Genomic DNA, 14,719 nt, shown 5'->3' on the forward strand with positions numbered 1-14,719 from the left:
GACTTCTCTTCAGAATCCTTTGCATCTTTTGACATTTCTTGATTCCAGCAGATTAATTATGCAAAAAATATAAGTCAAATTACTGTTGATTTTTGCCATGATTTTAAGTAAGTCTGAAGGGTCTGCTGGGAAAGCCTCGGAGCAACTGCGCCAACTCCGGTTATACAATCGGGGGCAGATGCCCTATTCGGCAGCTTGGGACTGGCAGCGATCGCTGGTTTCCGAACGCATCAACGATCCTAGTCTGGCGGATGCCCTGATTTTGCTAGAGCATCCGCCGGTTTACACGCTTGGGCAGGGAGCCAGTCTAGAATTTCTTAAGTTTGACCCCGCAGCAACCGACTGGGAGGTTTTCCGAGTGGAACGGGGGGGTGAGGTAACATACCACTGTCCGGGTCAGCTGGTGGGTTACCCAATCCTGAATCTGCGCTATTACCAGCAAGATTTGCACTGGTACTTGCGGCAGTTAGAAGAGGTATTGATTCGGGTGCTGGATGTTTACGGGTTAAAGGGCGATCGCGTTGCCGGAATGACTGGCGTTTGGCTGGAAGGCTGTAAGGTAGCAGCGATTGGCATTAAGGTCAGCAAGTGGATTACTATGCACGGCTTTGCCTTAAATGTTTGTCCCGACCTCACCGGATTTGAGCGCATTGTCCCTTGCGGCATTGCTGATAAGTCGGTTGGCAGTCTTGCCCAGTTCGTACCCGGAATTGACTTGCACCAGGTGCGCCAAGAAGTGGCGAAAGCCTTTGCGGAAGTTTTCCACGTTCAGCTAATTGTGCAAAATTGCTAATTGTTTATTGCTGTTTAGTCTTTATTGAGCGTATTGACCTGCAAAAAACTATCTAAGTCAGCGTAGGAGCCTGCGTAGGTCACGGTGGGCACTTCATAGCCCTTTAGATTGACGATATATTGCTTAAAACCAGTCTCTTGCTTTGCCAAAGAGATGAGATATTCGTGAGTGGTTTCTCCCACAGCAATATCCAGACCCAGTTGCTTGGTGGCAGATTCCAGACGAAATGCCGCATTCACCGTATCCCCAATCGCGGTGTAATCGGGGCGATCGCCACTGCCCGTGTTCCCAACCATTGCAAAACCCGTATTAATTCCTGCCCCAATTCGCAGCGGAAAGGGCACGGGATATTTATTGCTCAAATCCATTGTGATTTTATGGAGGGCGCTCACTGCTTGACAAATGTTGAGCATATCCTCATCGGTCACTCCTTGGGGTCCATGAAACCAAATCGCCATGACCGCATCGCCAATATATTTATCAACCCAGCTGCCATACTCTCGGATGATATTTCCTGCATGACGGAACCAAGTACCAATCACCGCCGATAATATTTTTTCATCTAGTTGCCGGGTGAGAACTGTGAAGTCGCGGATGTCTACCACCATGACTGACATCAGACGGCGTACGTGCAAAGTCGAAGTCAGCGTATCCTTGTCCCCGCTTGGCAATGGCTCATTGTTGCGGTTGGCGGTAGGGCAGTGAAACTCTAGATCCGTCTGACCAAAGGTAAGGCGATCGCCATTGCGTAAAGTAACCGGAATACTGACTCGTCTGCCATTGACAAAGGAGCCGTTGCGACTTCCTAGGTCAATTAGGTAGAACTCGCCGGTTTCGGTACACTGCAACATTGCATGGTTGCGAGAAATCCAACGATCCGGCAACACAAAATTGTTGTCGTCACTGCGACCAACTGTCCAGCAGTTACTACTTACCAAGGGGAGATAGCGATTGCCGGACTCGGTACGAAGGAGTAAGTAAGGAGTGGGTCGCAAAGTCACCACAGGCTAGAGAAGCAACGACGCATCGTATGGAGTGGTTAAATTTTAGCTTTCTTCTGGAGCTTGATGGGTAATTTGGGAACCTTTGTAACTAGATGTCCCGACATGAATAAATTTTTCAGGGGACACTTTCAAGATATTTTTAAGCCATAGTAGCAGCCAGCCAAAACAGACCGTCTACCAAGATTGTACTCAAAACGGCTCCACCAAAGGCCCACCAATGCAGCTGGCGCGATCGCAATGGTACCAGACCAACACCTAATAGGATTCCGAGAAGCACGAGTGCCCAACTGGTTCCCCAGGGGGTGCTGACTTGAGCGATCGCACTTTGAAAAACCAGTGATGCCTCGCTTGGTGCAACTTGCATGACGGTTCGCCAGTGTGGAATCAAACCAGCTAAGTAGAAGTATATATCTGTTACTGCCGTGCCAAACAGGGAGCCAAGATAAAATAGGTTGCCGACAAGACCCCAACGGCGGGTCAAACACCATAAGGCAAACGGTAAACCGATGGCTTCCACCGGCAAGTGGATCGTGGGTTCCCAGCGCAGCCAGCCCCAATAAATCGACCCTGCTAACCAACTCCAGCTAAATCCCAGCAGCAAATCTCCCCACACATGAGTCGCAGGACGCCGTCTGAGAACCACGCTCAGCCAAACCCACCCGGCTGTCATTACTAAACTCAGTTCTGGTAGCAGCCGCACTAAAGGGGCTTGCACAAACACTGGCACGGATACCAGAAAAGACGCAGCTGCGAAAACTAACCAAGCTTGGCGGGTGCCGATTCCCCAATCAAAAAACCCCAACAGAGTTTTACTTGGCTGGGGGAGATTACCAGGGACAGAAGAAGATGAATTAGAAAACCAGGTATCGTTAAACAAGATTTTGTTAATATTCTTTACTTTAGTTTACATCTTTTACGATATCACAGGAAAAATGCCCTAGGGGGGGATATAGAAATCTTAGCTGAGTTTTATTGAGCAATACAAGTGGCTTTTCGGAGTAGGGTGGCAGAAAATGAATGGGAAGTTGGGAGAAACTCAGCGTTGAGAGTCGGAGATTTTCTAAAAATTGCTCGTCTTATGTAATGCCTGTGTTATGTGTAGTGGCGCAAGATGCCTCTGCCAGTGACTCGCAAAGAAGAAAGAAGAAAGGCTGACTTGTCTGGAATGCTGCTTATTAGAGGATTTCATGGCTGTATCAAAACGTAAAAAATTGGCGATTCTTGGTGTCGGTGCTGCCAGCACTGTGTTGACCTTCCCCTTAGAAGCGATGGTAAGGGCGCAAGACGTGGCACCCGTTGCCGCAACCACACCTCAGATGAATATCTTTCAAGCGGTGGTTCTAGGCATGGTGCAAGGGTTGACTGAGTTTCTGCCCATTAGCAGTACGGCGCATTTGAAGGTGGTGCCGGTGGCGCTAGGATGGGGCGATCCAGGAGTCGCCTTTACCGCCGTGATTCAGCTGGGCAGTATTGCCGCAGTGCTGTGGTATTTCTGGGGGGATTTGACGCAAATTACAACGGGTGCATTCAAGGCGATCGCTCACAAGAATTACGAATCCAACGACTTCCGTATGGCACTGGGAATCGTTTTGGGAACCTTACCCATCCTCTTTTTTGGACTGCTGATCAAAAAGTTTATTCCCGACTTTGACAACTCCCCGTTACGGAGTATGGCAGCGATCGCGATTGCCTCTATTTTCATGGCTTTATTGTTGGGAATTGCCGAGCGCATTGGCAAGAAAAAGCGTAACTTTGAGCAATTAACACTTCAAGATGGCATTTTGATGGGATTGGCTCAGGCTTTGGCGTTAATTCCCGGCGTTTCTCGCTCCGGCTCCACCCTGACTGCTGGACTATTTATGAATTTAGAACGGGCAACCGCTGCCCGGTTTTCTTTTTTATTAGGAATCCCAGCAATTACCCTGGCAGGGTTAGTGGAATTAAAAGGTGTTTTAGAAACAGGACTAGGAGATGGTGGACTGCTGCCTTTGCTGGCAGGAGTCATCTCAGCTGGAGTATTTTCCTATCTCGCGATCGCGTGGCTGCTGCGCTTCCTGCAAACCCAGAGTACGTGGGTATTTATTTGGTATCGGTTAGCATTTGGAATAGCTATCTTAGGCGCGATTTTCGTCAAACTAATCCCGAATATCTAATTACTTTTTCTTCTCCTCCCTCCGTGCCTGAAGCGGTTCGTTTCCTCCTAGTTTTATGAGCGAGATTTCTATTCGTCCAGCCTTAATTACCCAAGTCCTCCCCGACTCCATTGCTGCCGAAGTCGGGTTTGAACCGGGAGATGCAATTGTTTCTATCAACGGGATGCGCCCCCGCGACCTTATTGACTACCAGTTTTTGTGTGCGGATGAAGTGCTGGAACTGGAAGTTTTAGATACTGCTGGCAAAAGCCACTCGGTGGAAATTGAGAAAGACTACGACGATGACTTGGGGTTGGAATTTGAAACTGCCCTATTTGATGGCTTAATTCAGTGTAATAACCGCTGTCCTTTCTGCTTCATCGACCAACAGCCTCCCGGTAAAAGGCGATCGCTTTATCTCAAAGATGACGACTACCGCCTCAGCTTTCTCTATGGCTCATACTTAACCCTGACCAATCTCACCCAGAGGGAATGGGACAGGATTGAGCAGATGCGCCTCTCTCCCCTCTACGTTTCCATCCATGCTACCGAACCAGAAGTCCGCAGCCGCCTGTTAAAAAATCCCCGCGCCGCTGAGATTTTGCAGCAACTGCGGTGGTTTCAAGAACGGCGTCTGCAAATCCATGCCCAGGTTGTTCTCTGTCCTGGCATTAACGATGGCGATCGCCTAGAGACTACCCTGGGGGATTTAGCCTCTTTTCACCAGGGAGATATCCCGGCTGTCGCCTCTGTGGCAGTGGTTCCGGTCGGTTTGACACGTTTCCGTCCAACCGAAGACGAACTAACCCCAGTGACGCCCCAGAAAGCCGCTGAAGTGATTTTGCAAGTCCAGGCACTCCAGGAGAAATTCCGCAACCAGATGGGATCGACTTTTGCCTGGTTAGCCGACGAGTGGTTTTTAATTGCTGGGCAAGAATTACCGCCAGAATCAGACTACGAAGACTATCCTCAAATTGGCAATGGGGTTGGTTCGATTCGCCAATTTCTCAAGGAATTTCAGCAGGTTGCCGCGAAAAAATTGCCGCGACGTTTAAAAACATCCCAAAAATTAACTTGGGTGGTGGGGAATGCAGTGGAAATAGCCTTTGAGCCTATCTTGCAACGTCTGAATCAAGTGCAAGGACTGCAAGTAAATCTGGCGGCGTTGCGTAGCGAATACTGGGGACAAGAGATTAGCGTTACGGGCTTGTTAACGGGTCAAGATTTGCTGAAACTAAAGGGAAGAGATTTGGGCGATCGCATTCTCCTCCCCTCAGTCATGCTAAAACACGGCGATTCTTGCTTCCTAGATGACATGACTGTGGAACAACTCGCCACTGAGTTGGGTACACCAATCTTGCCTATCAATGGCATCGAAGAACTCATCGACGCCTGCATTCACCCTTGATCCGTCAAGCCTTTAGCAAGTGAAGGGACGATAGCGGACTGAGATAGCCTTTTTTCATACAAATCGAGCAAAAGCCTTTCCTTGAGATCCCAATCAAAGACTTCCTTCACCCGCTTTTGTCCCGCTTGTCCCATTCGCACCCGTAACGCTGGATCTTCCGCTAAACGAGTCATCGCAGCAGCTACGTCGCGTGCGACTTGTTCGGGATTTATCGCAGCCACTTTAATCCCAGTTTCCTCCGTTACCTGTACCGCTGGCCCTCCCAAATCCAAGCAAATGACTGGACGCCCCGCCGCCATCATTTCCGCGCAGACAAATCCCCCAGATTCGTGCAGGCTGGGGTGGACGAGGACGTGGCAATGCCCGATTTTAGATAGGGTTTCCTGGCGCGGTAAAGCGCCCCAGAAGCGAACTTTATCTGCTACTCCCAGTGAGTGAGCGATCGCTTCCAATTGTTGCCGTTCCCGTCCATCTCCCACAATCCAGTATTCTGCTTGGGGAATTTGAGCCAAAGCAAAAGCTCGAATCCCCAGATGGACTCCTTTCCAGTGGATGAGCCGACCCACGGTAGTAAACCGTATGGGACTATCATCAGGCACAATATGGTGCGCCAATTGACTAATTTCTTCCTTAGATAAACCCACTTGCGAAGCGATTTGGACATTTTTTACTCCAAGCGATCGCAACCGTTCTGCCGTTTCTTCAGTGGTTGCTAATCCTACATAACTTCGCTTTGCAGTCAGCCGCACAAATGGATCTTGTTCACCCACCGATTGAGCGAAGTTTCGCAGCAATTCGTAAACCTTGCCGCGCCGACTAAAATCTTTCCAGAAAGCTTTTGGAGCCGATTCAGCGCCTCCGACAGGCCCCCAAATGAAGGGGACTGGCAATAGTGCTAAAAAGCTAGGAGACCAGTGTTTCACATAAGTGACATGACGCACCAAGTCAAAGCCAATCTCCCGATGCAGCCGCCTTGCCAGAAAATAAGCTTGTATTTGCCAAAGGTAGTAATGAAGTTGCACTAACCCTTGTTTATTCCGCCAATCTTCCGTCCAATTAAATGGATCGAAATAAATAAAGTGTAAATTGGGAACCGGGTGACAAACTAGCTCGGCTTCAATTGCTGCACGATAACCAATTCGAGTTAACACCCAAACTTCGTGATGATTTGCTACTTGCCGAACTGTATTCCAGCCTACCCCTTCCTCAGAGCCACACCCAGGCTCACAAGCGTATGCAGATAGAAGGATTTTCATAGGCTTTTACCTTTTATAAAATTAGCCGTTTTCTCTATCTATAGTTCCCACCCACTTTCAAAATTACCCATTTACCCAAAATTATTTTTCTGGTTTCCAGCCTAAGCTGAGAAACGCAATTTTAGAAGTGCTGTCTCAATTCAATATCATTCGGCATTTATTTGAATTTTTTGTAAAACATTCATTGCTACTTCTGCCATCGATTTGGCTGCTGCCTCTGGAGTGTACTGCCCGATCAACTGCTTTGATTTTTCTCCCATTGAGGCAGCAAGCTCTGGATTATCTATAAAACGGCGCATTCCTTCAGCAATTTCTTCTGGGTTTTGCGGCTCAAACAAATACCCATTTTCTCCTTCTATCACCATTTCGTAAGCGCCTGCACCTTTAGAACACAATATGGGTTTGCCAAATACCATCGCCTCCAGCACCACCATTCCCCATACATCTTCAAAGGTAGGAAAAACAAAGACATCGGCATCCTGAAAATATGCCCCTAGTTGCCCGTAATCTAACCATCCTGTCCAGGTCACACGCTCTGTTAGATTATTGTTTTTAACAAAAACTTCCAATTCCTCACGTTGCGCTCCATCCCCAATAATTACCAGCGAATAATCAGAATATCCCTGACTTGTAAGAAGAGAACATGCCTCCAACAACGACTTTATTCCTTTTCTAGAAATCACTTGCCCGACAAATAGAAAAACCGGACGCTTTAGCTTTAGTTCACTAGGTTTTGCAGCTTCAAGACGTTCCCGCAAAGCTTGGGGTTCAGGCACCAGATAAGTTTTTGTAAAAATTCTCCTTTCCTCAGCTCCAATTATCTTATAAAGATACTTTTTGCCATCGTTACTATTAGCAATAAAAGCATCTGTAAATTTAACCATTAAACGACGCGAAAAGGTACGAAGTTTAGAATCTTCAAAATTTGTATTCGGCGAACTGCCATCATAAATGATTACAACTTTCCAACCTCCCAAGGGTTTGAAAAGCAGTGCTAAAACAGTCCATATAGAGAAAGCGCTGACAAAAACAACATGAGGTTTAAACTCAAGTAACTCATTCACAATCTTTGGGGAAGCTACCATAAAACCGCGACCATAGCCACCCGATACTTGAGTTGCCTCTACAAATTTAAATTTTCCTACAAGTTTAACCGCGGAAGCTCCTGGAGCATCAGCATCGAATTTCGGCCAAAGACAGCCAGTATAAAAAATTGTATTCTTACAGATTTTCGTAAGTTCGTACAAAACAGGTCGCCAGTAAGAGCCAAATTCGACTGAGGGGATCGCAATAGCAATGCGGAGATCGTCTACTTTTAATTCTGTATCGTCAGAATTTCTAATTTTCATGTTCCCACCTGTCCCCGTTTGCTAAAGCTTGAGAAAAGCAATTTTCTGTAGGGCAGCAACCAATAAATAGGCCATAAAATTCCAGCATGGCGCTGAGCAAATAACTTCCGTTCTTGAAATGTGAAATTTTTAGGTTGTTCTGCCTTTTGCCATCGTTCGCGAATCGGCAAATTAGAATCCATCCAGTTTGCGTACAGAGGGTTTCCGGAACAGGTTCCGATGTAGCCTGGAGCTAACCAAACCGTATATCCTTTTCCTCTCGCGCGTAACCCATAATCAAAGTCTCCCGCATAATGCTTAAAGTCAGGATCTAAGTTTCCGATTGCTTGGAATATTTCTTTAGGAATCAATACACAATTTCCATGCATGGTGTCACATCGTATAGCTTTTTGGCTCGGTTCTAGCCAGCGAAATTTGAAGGGATGCCACCACGTACTTTTCACGACGCCGCCATAAGAAACCGTATTTGTCTCCGGATCGCAAGTCGCCCCGGTTACAATGGCTGCTGCATTTCCTTGCGAGGCTAAAAAATGAGAGGTTGTCAGCAAATTACTTAAAGCTTCTGGGTAAATTAGCGTGTCATCATTCAGCCAGAGATGATAATCATGAGGGTGCTTAATGGCTTCAGAAAATGCCACTCGCATTCCTCCATTCCAGAATAAATTTCCATCTCCCTGGATAATCTTTACTTGAGGATAATGTTGGTTGACGGCTGCTGCTGTACCGTCAGTACTGCCGTCATCTACAAGATAGACCCAAAGATTAACGTTAGTTGGGAGTACCTGGTTGAAAAGTGCCTCTAGACTTGCTAAAGTCTTTTGCTTGCGGTTATAGCAAGTGATAAGAACAGCTATGCTAGTATTTTCCATCAGCGCCTCACCTTATTAAAATAAATGTTAGTTGTCATAATAGCTATATTATTCCTGAACTTGGGAATACTAAAATTAGAAGCATGAACAATGTATCAACGTAATTGCTTTTTTTGGTCAACCTATATTCTACAATTTAGCAAGCCCTAAGCTTACCTTTTCTAAAATTAAAGAATATTTTCAATATTCTTGATATTGATTTTTATTAAGCTAGTTTATAGCGGCTTAATTCCCTTTCTGAGGTCAACAATATGTCTGAGGCAATGAAATTAAATTTAGGCTCTTTCGACCGCATTTTCTCTGGCTGGATCAATACAGATATTACTCCTCATATCTGGGTTTCAAAAATCCCCTTTTTACCTGATCTCATGTATAAAGTAGGGAAGCTCGAGCGAGAACGATATGACGAGCATCAAAAAGGAATTTTTCGTCAGCTTACATATCTGGATCTGACTAAAAAATTTCCCTGGTCTGATAATAGTGTGGATGCAGCATATACATCTCATGTACTTGAGCATTTATACCTGGAAGGCGCTTTAAATTGTATCTCTGAAGTTTATCGAGTTCTGAAGCCAGGTGGAATATTTCGGGTTGCAGTTCCAGACCTCGATCAATTAATAAAGAGCTACAATCCTAGCTGTCCTGAAGTATTTTTGACAGAATTTTTAGAAGCAACGCAGACGTTAGAAAAAAATCGCCACCACTGGCACTATAACGAAAATTCGTTGCGAAAAATTCTCTTGGATACTGGATTTCGGGAAGTGGTTAGATGCAACTACCGAGACAGTCAAATACCAGGAATTGCAGAACGAGAAGAACGCCCAGAATCCCTATTTATGGAATGTATTAAATAATAGTTGAATGAGTAGGGTGGGCAATGCTCACCCTAAAATTTTATATTTATGGAACATAAGTGGAGGGAAAAAGAGGGATAAGATGATACAGACCCATATAAGTCTGAAAACCCGTGTTTAAACCTACATAGTAGGAAGGAATAATAATATTTACAATGACCAGATAAAACAATATAAGATGCCCCGGAAAGACTTTTTCTTCCCGAATCAGGATAGTAAAAGCGATTAACATTCCAAAGAAACCATAACCTACATTTCTGCTAGTATCCACAATCAAAAACATTGTAGAAATAGGGAATGCAATGATACAAGCGATCGCACTTACCAAAAGTGTCTCGCCCTGACGCCAAAGTATCCACAAAATATACAGGGTAATAATCCACAATAGCTTGTAGGAGAAAAAGAACCCTGCTAATCCCAACATTGGATTTTCAGCTAAGTACTGCAATGCCGTCTTATTCTCCAGTATCAAATGTGCCTTTACTGGACTATCCAGAGAAAATCCACTGCCAGCAAACCAAATAAAACAGTAAATGGGGACTAAGGATAAAGCGGTTAATACTTCTCTTCTGGGAAAACAGAAAATAACAATTGGGATAAAGACAAAAGCACTGGCTTCATGTGTGGCTAAGGCAAAAGCAAGAGTTGCGAGTCTTCCCTGCCGAGTCATAGGGATACAAGCTGGAAGTAATAGCAGGCTAAAAAATAGCTGATCGACATAGCCCGGAAATTGACAATTAAAAATTAAATAACTACTAGTTGCAATTGAAAGGTAATATAAACCAAGTTTTTGATAATTTATTGATTCGGATTCAATTTCTTGTTGCCCCTCATCAGTCTCCTTTGAACCGAATATTTTGGACTCGATAAAGGTTAAAGTCAAGAAGATTAAAAGATAGGTACAAGCCAGAGAAAAAATGTAATATAGGAATGGTCCACTCATGTGGATAAAGTTAGCGATCGCTAGCATAAGCAAGCGTCGATAATACCAGTCGGCATTTTGACTAAAAGGCTCTAAACTCCTAATGGCATACTCTAAACCCATCACCCCTGGACCTAAAGGATAGCGAAAAGGGACGATGAGTACAGATATAATTGCGAAGATGGCTAAGGAGGCGATCGCTCTTCTTTTAAACCCAGACTGAAATAGTGAATGACGCGACTTAATAACCGATATTAAAATTGGGTATGCAATAACTAAAGTTGCGATAAAAAAGAGAAATCCTTTGATAGGGATTATGCCGTAATTAGTAGTAATCTCAGCTAGTTGCTGCGGAGCAGTTTTGGCTAGGATTTCTGGAGAAATTACCCCTTGGCTGAAACGACTTTCGATTGCTTGAACAGTTGTGGAAACCCAATCTTGAGGCAGGCGATTGAAAATTGCTTGAAACGCCATGATTATCCTATTCTTCGGCGCATTCGCTACTGCATACAAAGTAGCTACAGCTATCCAGAAAAAGGCTGGAGGAATAACATTCTTTTCTTTGAGCGTATCAAAGAGTACGTAATGTAAGTATTTCTCTGAGCGTTTCAACATCTAAAAAATCCCTAGATAAAATTTTGTTGGTTATACAACACTGCGTACTATCTCTAAAAAACGCCTACCGTATACTTTGATTTTTTCAATATTATCCTGTTTAGCTAAACTTTCTTTTTCTACATCTGGTCCTGGTGTTAATGTAGTGAAAGTTTTATCAATCAGTGCTGCTAGTTGTTCCGCATTACTACGCTCAAAAAAGTAAGAATCAGGAGGATTCTGCTCCAAATGGACAGGAAAGTCAGAAAGTAACATGGGTTTACCAAGAGAACGTGCGTCCTCTACAACCGTACTCCAACCTTCAAATAAAGAAGGCTGAATTACAGCTAAAGACCTCCTCATGAGCTGAATTTGGTCTACACGAGGAATTAATCCTAAAAGACGTACTTGTTCGCTAATTCCTAATTCCTCAATTCTTGTTAAGAGGTAATTGTAATAATCAGGATTACGATAATCAGTAGCACTTCCAGTACAAACAACGGTAGGTGTAAGTCCCTGTTGTTTCAGTAGCCCCAAAGCTTCAATTACCACAGCATGATCTTTATGTTTCCAAAATTGATTGCTGACCAGAAAAAATTTATCTGGAAGTTTATACTTTTCTTGCGTTAGTTTGGGATCTAACTCAAACCATTCAGGTGCGGGACAGCTTACAAAGTTCATTACAACGCTTCGAGAAGCTGCTTCCGGATAAAGATATTTAAAGTCTTCTTGTGCCATATTGCTACTGAGGACAATAATAGGAGCAGCGTGAGCAATTTGTTGCTGATCTCGATTACGTTGAGCGATTTCTTCCGGAGAGAAAAGGTGGGATAAGTGATAGTGTTGAAAGTCAGGAATCCAACCTCCCCACTGATAAGGTGAGCGGGTTCCTGCTATCGCCGGGTAAAGAAAATTTATTTTTTGAGGATTTAGTAGTTCCAGAGGAATGAAAGAGATACGCTCAGCTAAAAAATTACACATTTTTAGATAGGCACGCTGCCACTTGGAAGTAGCATAAATTTGGTTAACGTAACCCCGGGCTGGTTCTATTAGATTTATATCTTTATCGTGAACAGCTATTGTTAGCTTGATATTCGCTTTTTCGGTTTCTGGTAAAGTAGCGATCGCGCGGGCTAAATTCTGAATATATAGCACGCCCCCTAGCCAGCTAGAGCCACCCACCATGTTGAGGCAAATATGTAGATTTTTTACCATCCTAAAATCTCAGCTCGACACCATTGAACATAGACGTTTACACCCCTTTCTATCGTTACTTCAGGGGTAAATCCAATTTGGGCAAGTTTGCTCATATCGGCTTGCCAGTTTATTGGAGTTCCGACAGGAGTACTATTATCAAATTCAACCGGAATATCTTCCCCTAGTTTGGCTAACACTAATGCTGCTAATTCTTTGATTGTTGTTTCGACACCATTTGCAAGGTTATAAACCTCGGCTTCAAAATTAGCTTTTTCAGCAAGAACATAAAGTGCCCTTGCTACGTCTCTACCATGAATAAAATCGCGGCTTTCGTTCCCAGTACCTCGTAACTTTAGTGTGGGGTTTGTCAAAGCTTTTTGACACATATCCCAAAGAACTTGTCGCCTCAGTCCTGGCCCATAACCCGAAAAAATGCGTACTATAGCAGTGGGTAAGTTATAAACTTGGAAAAACTCAGCGCAAAGTTGCTCAGACATCAGCTTATGAAAGCCATAGGGAGAAATTGGCTTCAAGCTTTGGTTTTCCTGAATGGGTAAGGTTTCTGGATTTCCATAGACAGCAGCACTAGAAAGATAGATTAAACGACATTTTGGAACATAAAGACGTAATGTATCTAAAAGGTTGAAAGTGACAGCAACACTGTTGCTAAAATCTGCTGATGGATCGCCAATTGAAAGCTCTACTGAAGCTCTTCCAGCGCAGTGAATACAAACTTCCGGTTGCAACTCTTGAACAATTTTTGCTAGATCCGCAGAAGGCAAATTTAATTGTTCATAGCGAAACAAATCTTGTCTAGGTGCATTCTCTGGAGGGCGATTTCCCAGCCCAATAACACTCCATCCAGTTTCTGTAAACTGACGAGCAACATATCGCCCGATAAACCCTGTTACACCTGTAATTAAAACAGTTTTCATGGAAATATTTTTTATTTATTCGTAAAATTATCTATTTTCTTCCTACTTTGTTAGTCTAAATCCCCGAAGAACTTGCTAATAGCGATTGTTGGCATTCTAGTAGCGGGAAATTTTTTTTTTAATATTGCTAAATATTCATCTTCACCAGGAAGATATCGATCGCCATCTTCAGAATAATCTTTAGCCCTTACCCACTCTTGCGATCGCATATCAAATCTTTTAACGATTCGACATGGATTTCCCACCACCACGCTGAATGGGGGAATATTGCAATTTACTACGGTGGAAGCTCCAATGATTGAGCCGTATCCTACTTGGACGCCTTTCAAAATAGTCACGTCTACACCCAGCCAGCAATTTGTGCCGATGTCTATTACTCCATCAGTAGTTGTTAAAGCAGTGTGATACGGAATAAACGGAGAAGTGTATTCGTGCCCACTTCCTAACAGTTTACAGTCATTACCAATTAAACTGTAGTCACCGACTTTTATTAAAGCTCCAGCACTATAAAAGTTTCTGCGACCGATAAAACAGTTATCACCAACAATGACAGAAATTTTTTCTTTTTCTCGTTTGTTAATGACAATTACTGTTTCCGAACCGATAACTGAATTTTGACCAATTTTTACATTACCCCACCCTAGTACATGAACCGATGGATCGATATAAGAGTTTTTACCTACATTTTGCCTTTTACTAAAATGGGCTTTTAAGTTACCTCCTAGCCATTTAATCCTGTCTATTTGAGCGTCTGTTAGTTTAGATACTATAAAGCGCTTCATTGATTTTTACCCGCGATCGCTTACTACTTCTTTGCTATTTAAAATCTTCCGTTCACCTTCAGGAACTTTGCCAATAATCTGGGCTGGATTCCCCGCAACAATCGTCCAAGCAGGGACATCTTTTGTAACGACTGAGCCAGCACCGATAATTGAGCATTTTCCAATCGTCACCCCTCTTAGAATAATTGAGTTACAAGCAATCCAAACATCCTCTTCAATAATGACTGGTTTTCCATTTAGGTTTAAGTCTTTAGGAAAGCCTTTTTGGATAATGTGAACGAATTGTTGATGACGCGCTACCGGATCGAGTGGATGAGTTTGATTGTCGAATATATTTACATTATGAGCAATGATTGTTCTATCTTTTATTTCAATTAAAGTGTCTGACCAAATTTTAGAGCCTTGGGCTAAATAACAGAAATTGCCTATTTTTATTTTTCCTCCCGGAAAAGTCATTAATTGACCTTCGATGTAAGTGTTTTCACCCAGAATAATACTATTTTTATCGCGATCGTGGCTTATCAGTGAATTGTGGTCTAAAACGCTTGAATTATTGCCAATTACACACTTTTTTTTGGTTAAATTAGCATTAATTTTAGACTTAATTTTGGAGAAGGGGTTCAT

14 protein-coding genes are annotated in these 14,719 nt (G+C 43.7%); 4 read left to right on the forward strand and 10 right to left on the reverse strand.

All coding sequences use genetic code 11. From position 1 onward, the window contains the following. Window positions 1-97: 97 nt before the first annotated feature. The gene (lipB, locus tag NC996_RS20330; protein WP_190529487.1) at window positions 98-793 is read left to right on the forward strand and encodes a lipoyl(octanoyl) transferase LipB; all 696 of its coding nucleotides are present in this window, start codon (window positions 98-100) and stop codon (window positions 791-793) included. Window positions 794-807: 14 nt separating this feature from the next. Here the strand turns inward: lipB and NC996_RS20335 are convergent, their stop codons facing one another. Together NC996_RS20335 and NC996_RS20340 are read right to left on the reverse strand one after the other, a co-directional pair. After that, window positions 808-1,797 carry an FHA domain-containing protein gene (locus NC996_RS20335; RefSeq protein WP_190411854.1) on the reverse strand — a complete coding sequence of 330 codons (990 nt, stop codon included), beginning with the start codon at window positions 1,795-1,797 and terminating at the stop codon, window positions 808-810. 139 nt (window positions 1,798-1,936) lie between these two features. Continuing rightward, window positions 1,937-2,602, reverse strand: coding sequence for a DUF3120 domain-containing protein (locus NC996_RS20340; protein WP_199292376.1), 666 nt, complete (start codon window positions 2,600-2,602; stop codon window positions 1,937-1,939). A 382-nt stretch (window positions 2,603-2,984) separates the two neighbouring features. Here NC996_RS20340 and NC996_RS20345 point away from each other — a divergent pair, with 382 nt between their 5' ends. Further along, window positions 2,985-3,950, forward strand: a complete 966-nt coding sequence (locus NC996_RS20345) for an undecaprenyl-diphosphate phosphatase (protein WP_190536839.1) — start codon at window positions 2,985-2,987, stop codon at window positions 3,948-3,950. A gap of 55 nt (window positions 3,951-4,005) precedes the next feature. Beyond that, window positions 4,006-5,337, forward strand: coding sequence for a TIGR03279 family radical SAM protein (locus tag NC996_RS20350; RefSeq protein WP_190675619.1), 1,332 nt, complete (start codon window positions 4,006-4,008; stop codon window positions 5,335-5,337). Here NC996_RS20350 and NC996_RS20355 read toward each other — a convergent pair. The 3 genes from NC996_RS20355 to NC996_RS20365 form a co-directional block, all read right to left on the reverse strand. Then, the gene (locus tag NC996_RS20355) at window positions 5,328-6,593 is read right to left on the reverse strand and encodes a glycosyltransferase family 4 protein (protein ID WP_190686858.1); all 1,266 of its coding nucleotides are present in this window, start codon (window positions 6,591-6,593) and stop codon (window positions 5,328-5,330) included. The genes NC996_RS20350 and NC996_RS20355 overlap by 10 nt on opposite strands. Before the next feature lie 146 nt (window positions 6,594-6,739). After that, window positions 6,740-7,942: a glycosyltransferase family 4 protein gene (locus tag NC996_RS20360; protein WP_190686861.1), complete on the reverse strand. Its 1,203-nt coding sequence runs from the start codon at window positions 7,940-7,942 to the stop codon at window positions 6,740-6,742. Next, complete coding sequence (locus NC996_RS20365; RefSeq protein ID WP_190686864.1) at window positions 7,939-8,811, reverse strand: glycosyltransferase family 2 protein; 873 nt, start codon at window positions 8,809-8,811, stop codon at window positions 7,939-7,941. The genes NC996_RS20360 and NC996_RS20365 overlap by 4 nt, the downstream gene beginning before the upstream one ends. A 263-nt stretch (window positions 8,812-9,074) precedes the next feature. Between NC996_RS20365 and NC996_RS20370 the strand changes: the two genes are divergently transcribed. Next, window positions 9,075-9,665: a methyltransferase domain-containing protein gene (locus NC996_RS20370; RefSeq protein ID WP_190686867.1), complete on the forward strand. Its 591-nt coding sequence runs from the start codon at window positions 9,075-9,077 to the stop codon at window positions 9,663-9,665. Window positions 9,666-9,711: 46 nt separating this feature from the next. On the opposite strand, the gene NC996_RS20375 is transcribed toward NC996_RS20370, so the two are convergent. Genes NC996_RS20375 through NC996_RS20395 form a run of 5 tightly spaced genes read right to left on the reverse strand, consistent with a single transcriptional unit; the run spans window position 9,712 to window position 14,719 of the window. Next, complete coding sequence (locus NC996_RS20375; RefSeq protein ID WP_190686871.1) at window positions 9,712-11,202, reverse strand: hypothetical protein; 1,491 nt, start codon at window positions 11,200-11,202, stop codon at window positions 9,712-9,714. 30 nt (window positions 11,203-11,232) lie between these two features. After that, window positions 11,233-12,396 (reverse strand): glycosyltransferase, encoded by a 1,164-nt coding sequence (locus NC996_RS20380; RefSeq protein ID WP_348260012.1) that lies wholly within the window; start codon window positions 12,394-12,396, stop codon window positions 11,233-11,235. Beyond that, window positions 12,390-13,313: an NAD-dependent epimerase/dehydratase family protein gene (locus tag NC996_RS20385; RefSeq protein WP_190686877.1), complete on the reverse strand. Its 924-nt coding sequence runs from the start codon at window positions 13,311-13,313 to the stop codon at window positions 12,390-12,392. Before NC996_RS20385 ends, NC996_RS20380 begins: the two co-directional genes overlap by 7 nt. Before the next feature lie 50 nt (window positions 13,314-13,363). Beyond that, window positions 13,364-14,095: an acyltransferase gene (locus NC996_RS20390; RefSeq protein WP_190686883.1), complete on the reverse strand. Its 732-nt coding sequence runs from the start codon at window positions 14,093-14,095 to the stop codon at window positions 13,364-13,366. 6 nt (window positions 14,096-14,101) lie between these two features. Further along, window positions 14,102-14,719 (reverse strand): DapH/DapD/GlmU-related protein, encoded by a 618-nt coding sequence (locus tag NC996_RS20395; protein WP_190431774.1) that lies wholly within the window; start codon window positions 14,717-14,719, stop codon window positions 14,102-14,104.

The sequence above is a fragment of the Trichocoleus sp. ST-U2 genome (genome assembly GCF_039961875.1).
Classification (GTDB): domain Bacteria; phylum Cyanobacteriota; class Cyanobacteriia; order Cyanobacteriales; family FACHB-T130; genus FACHB-T130.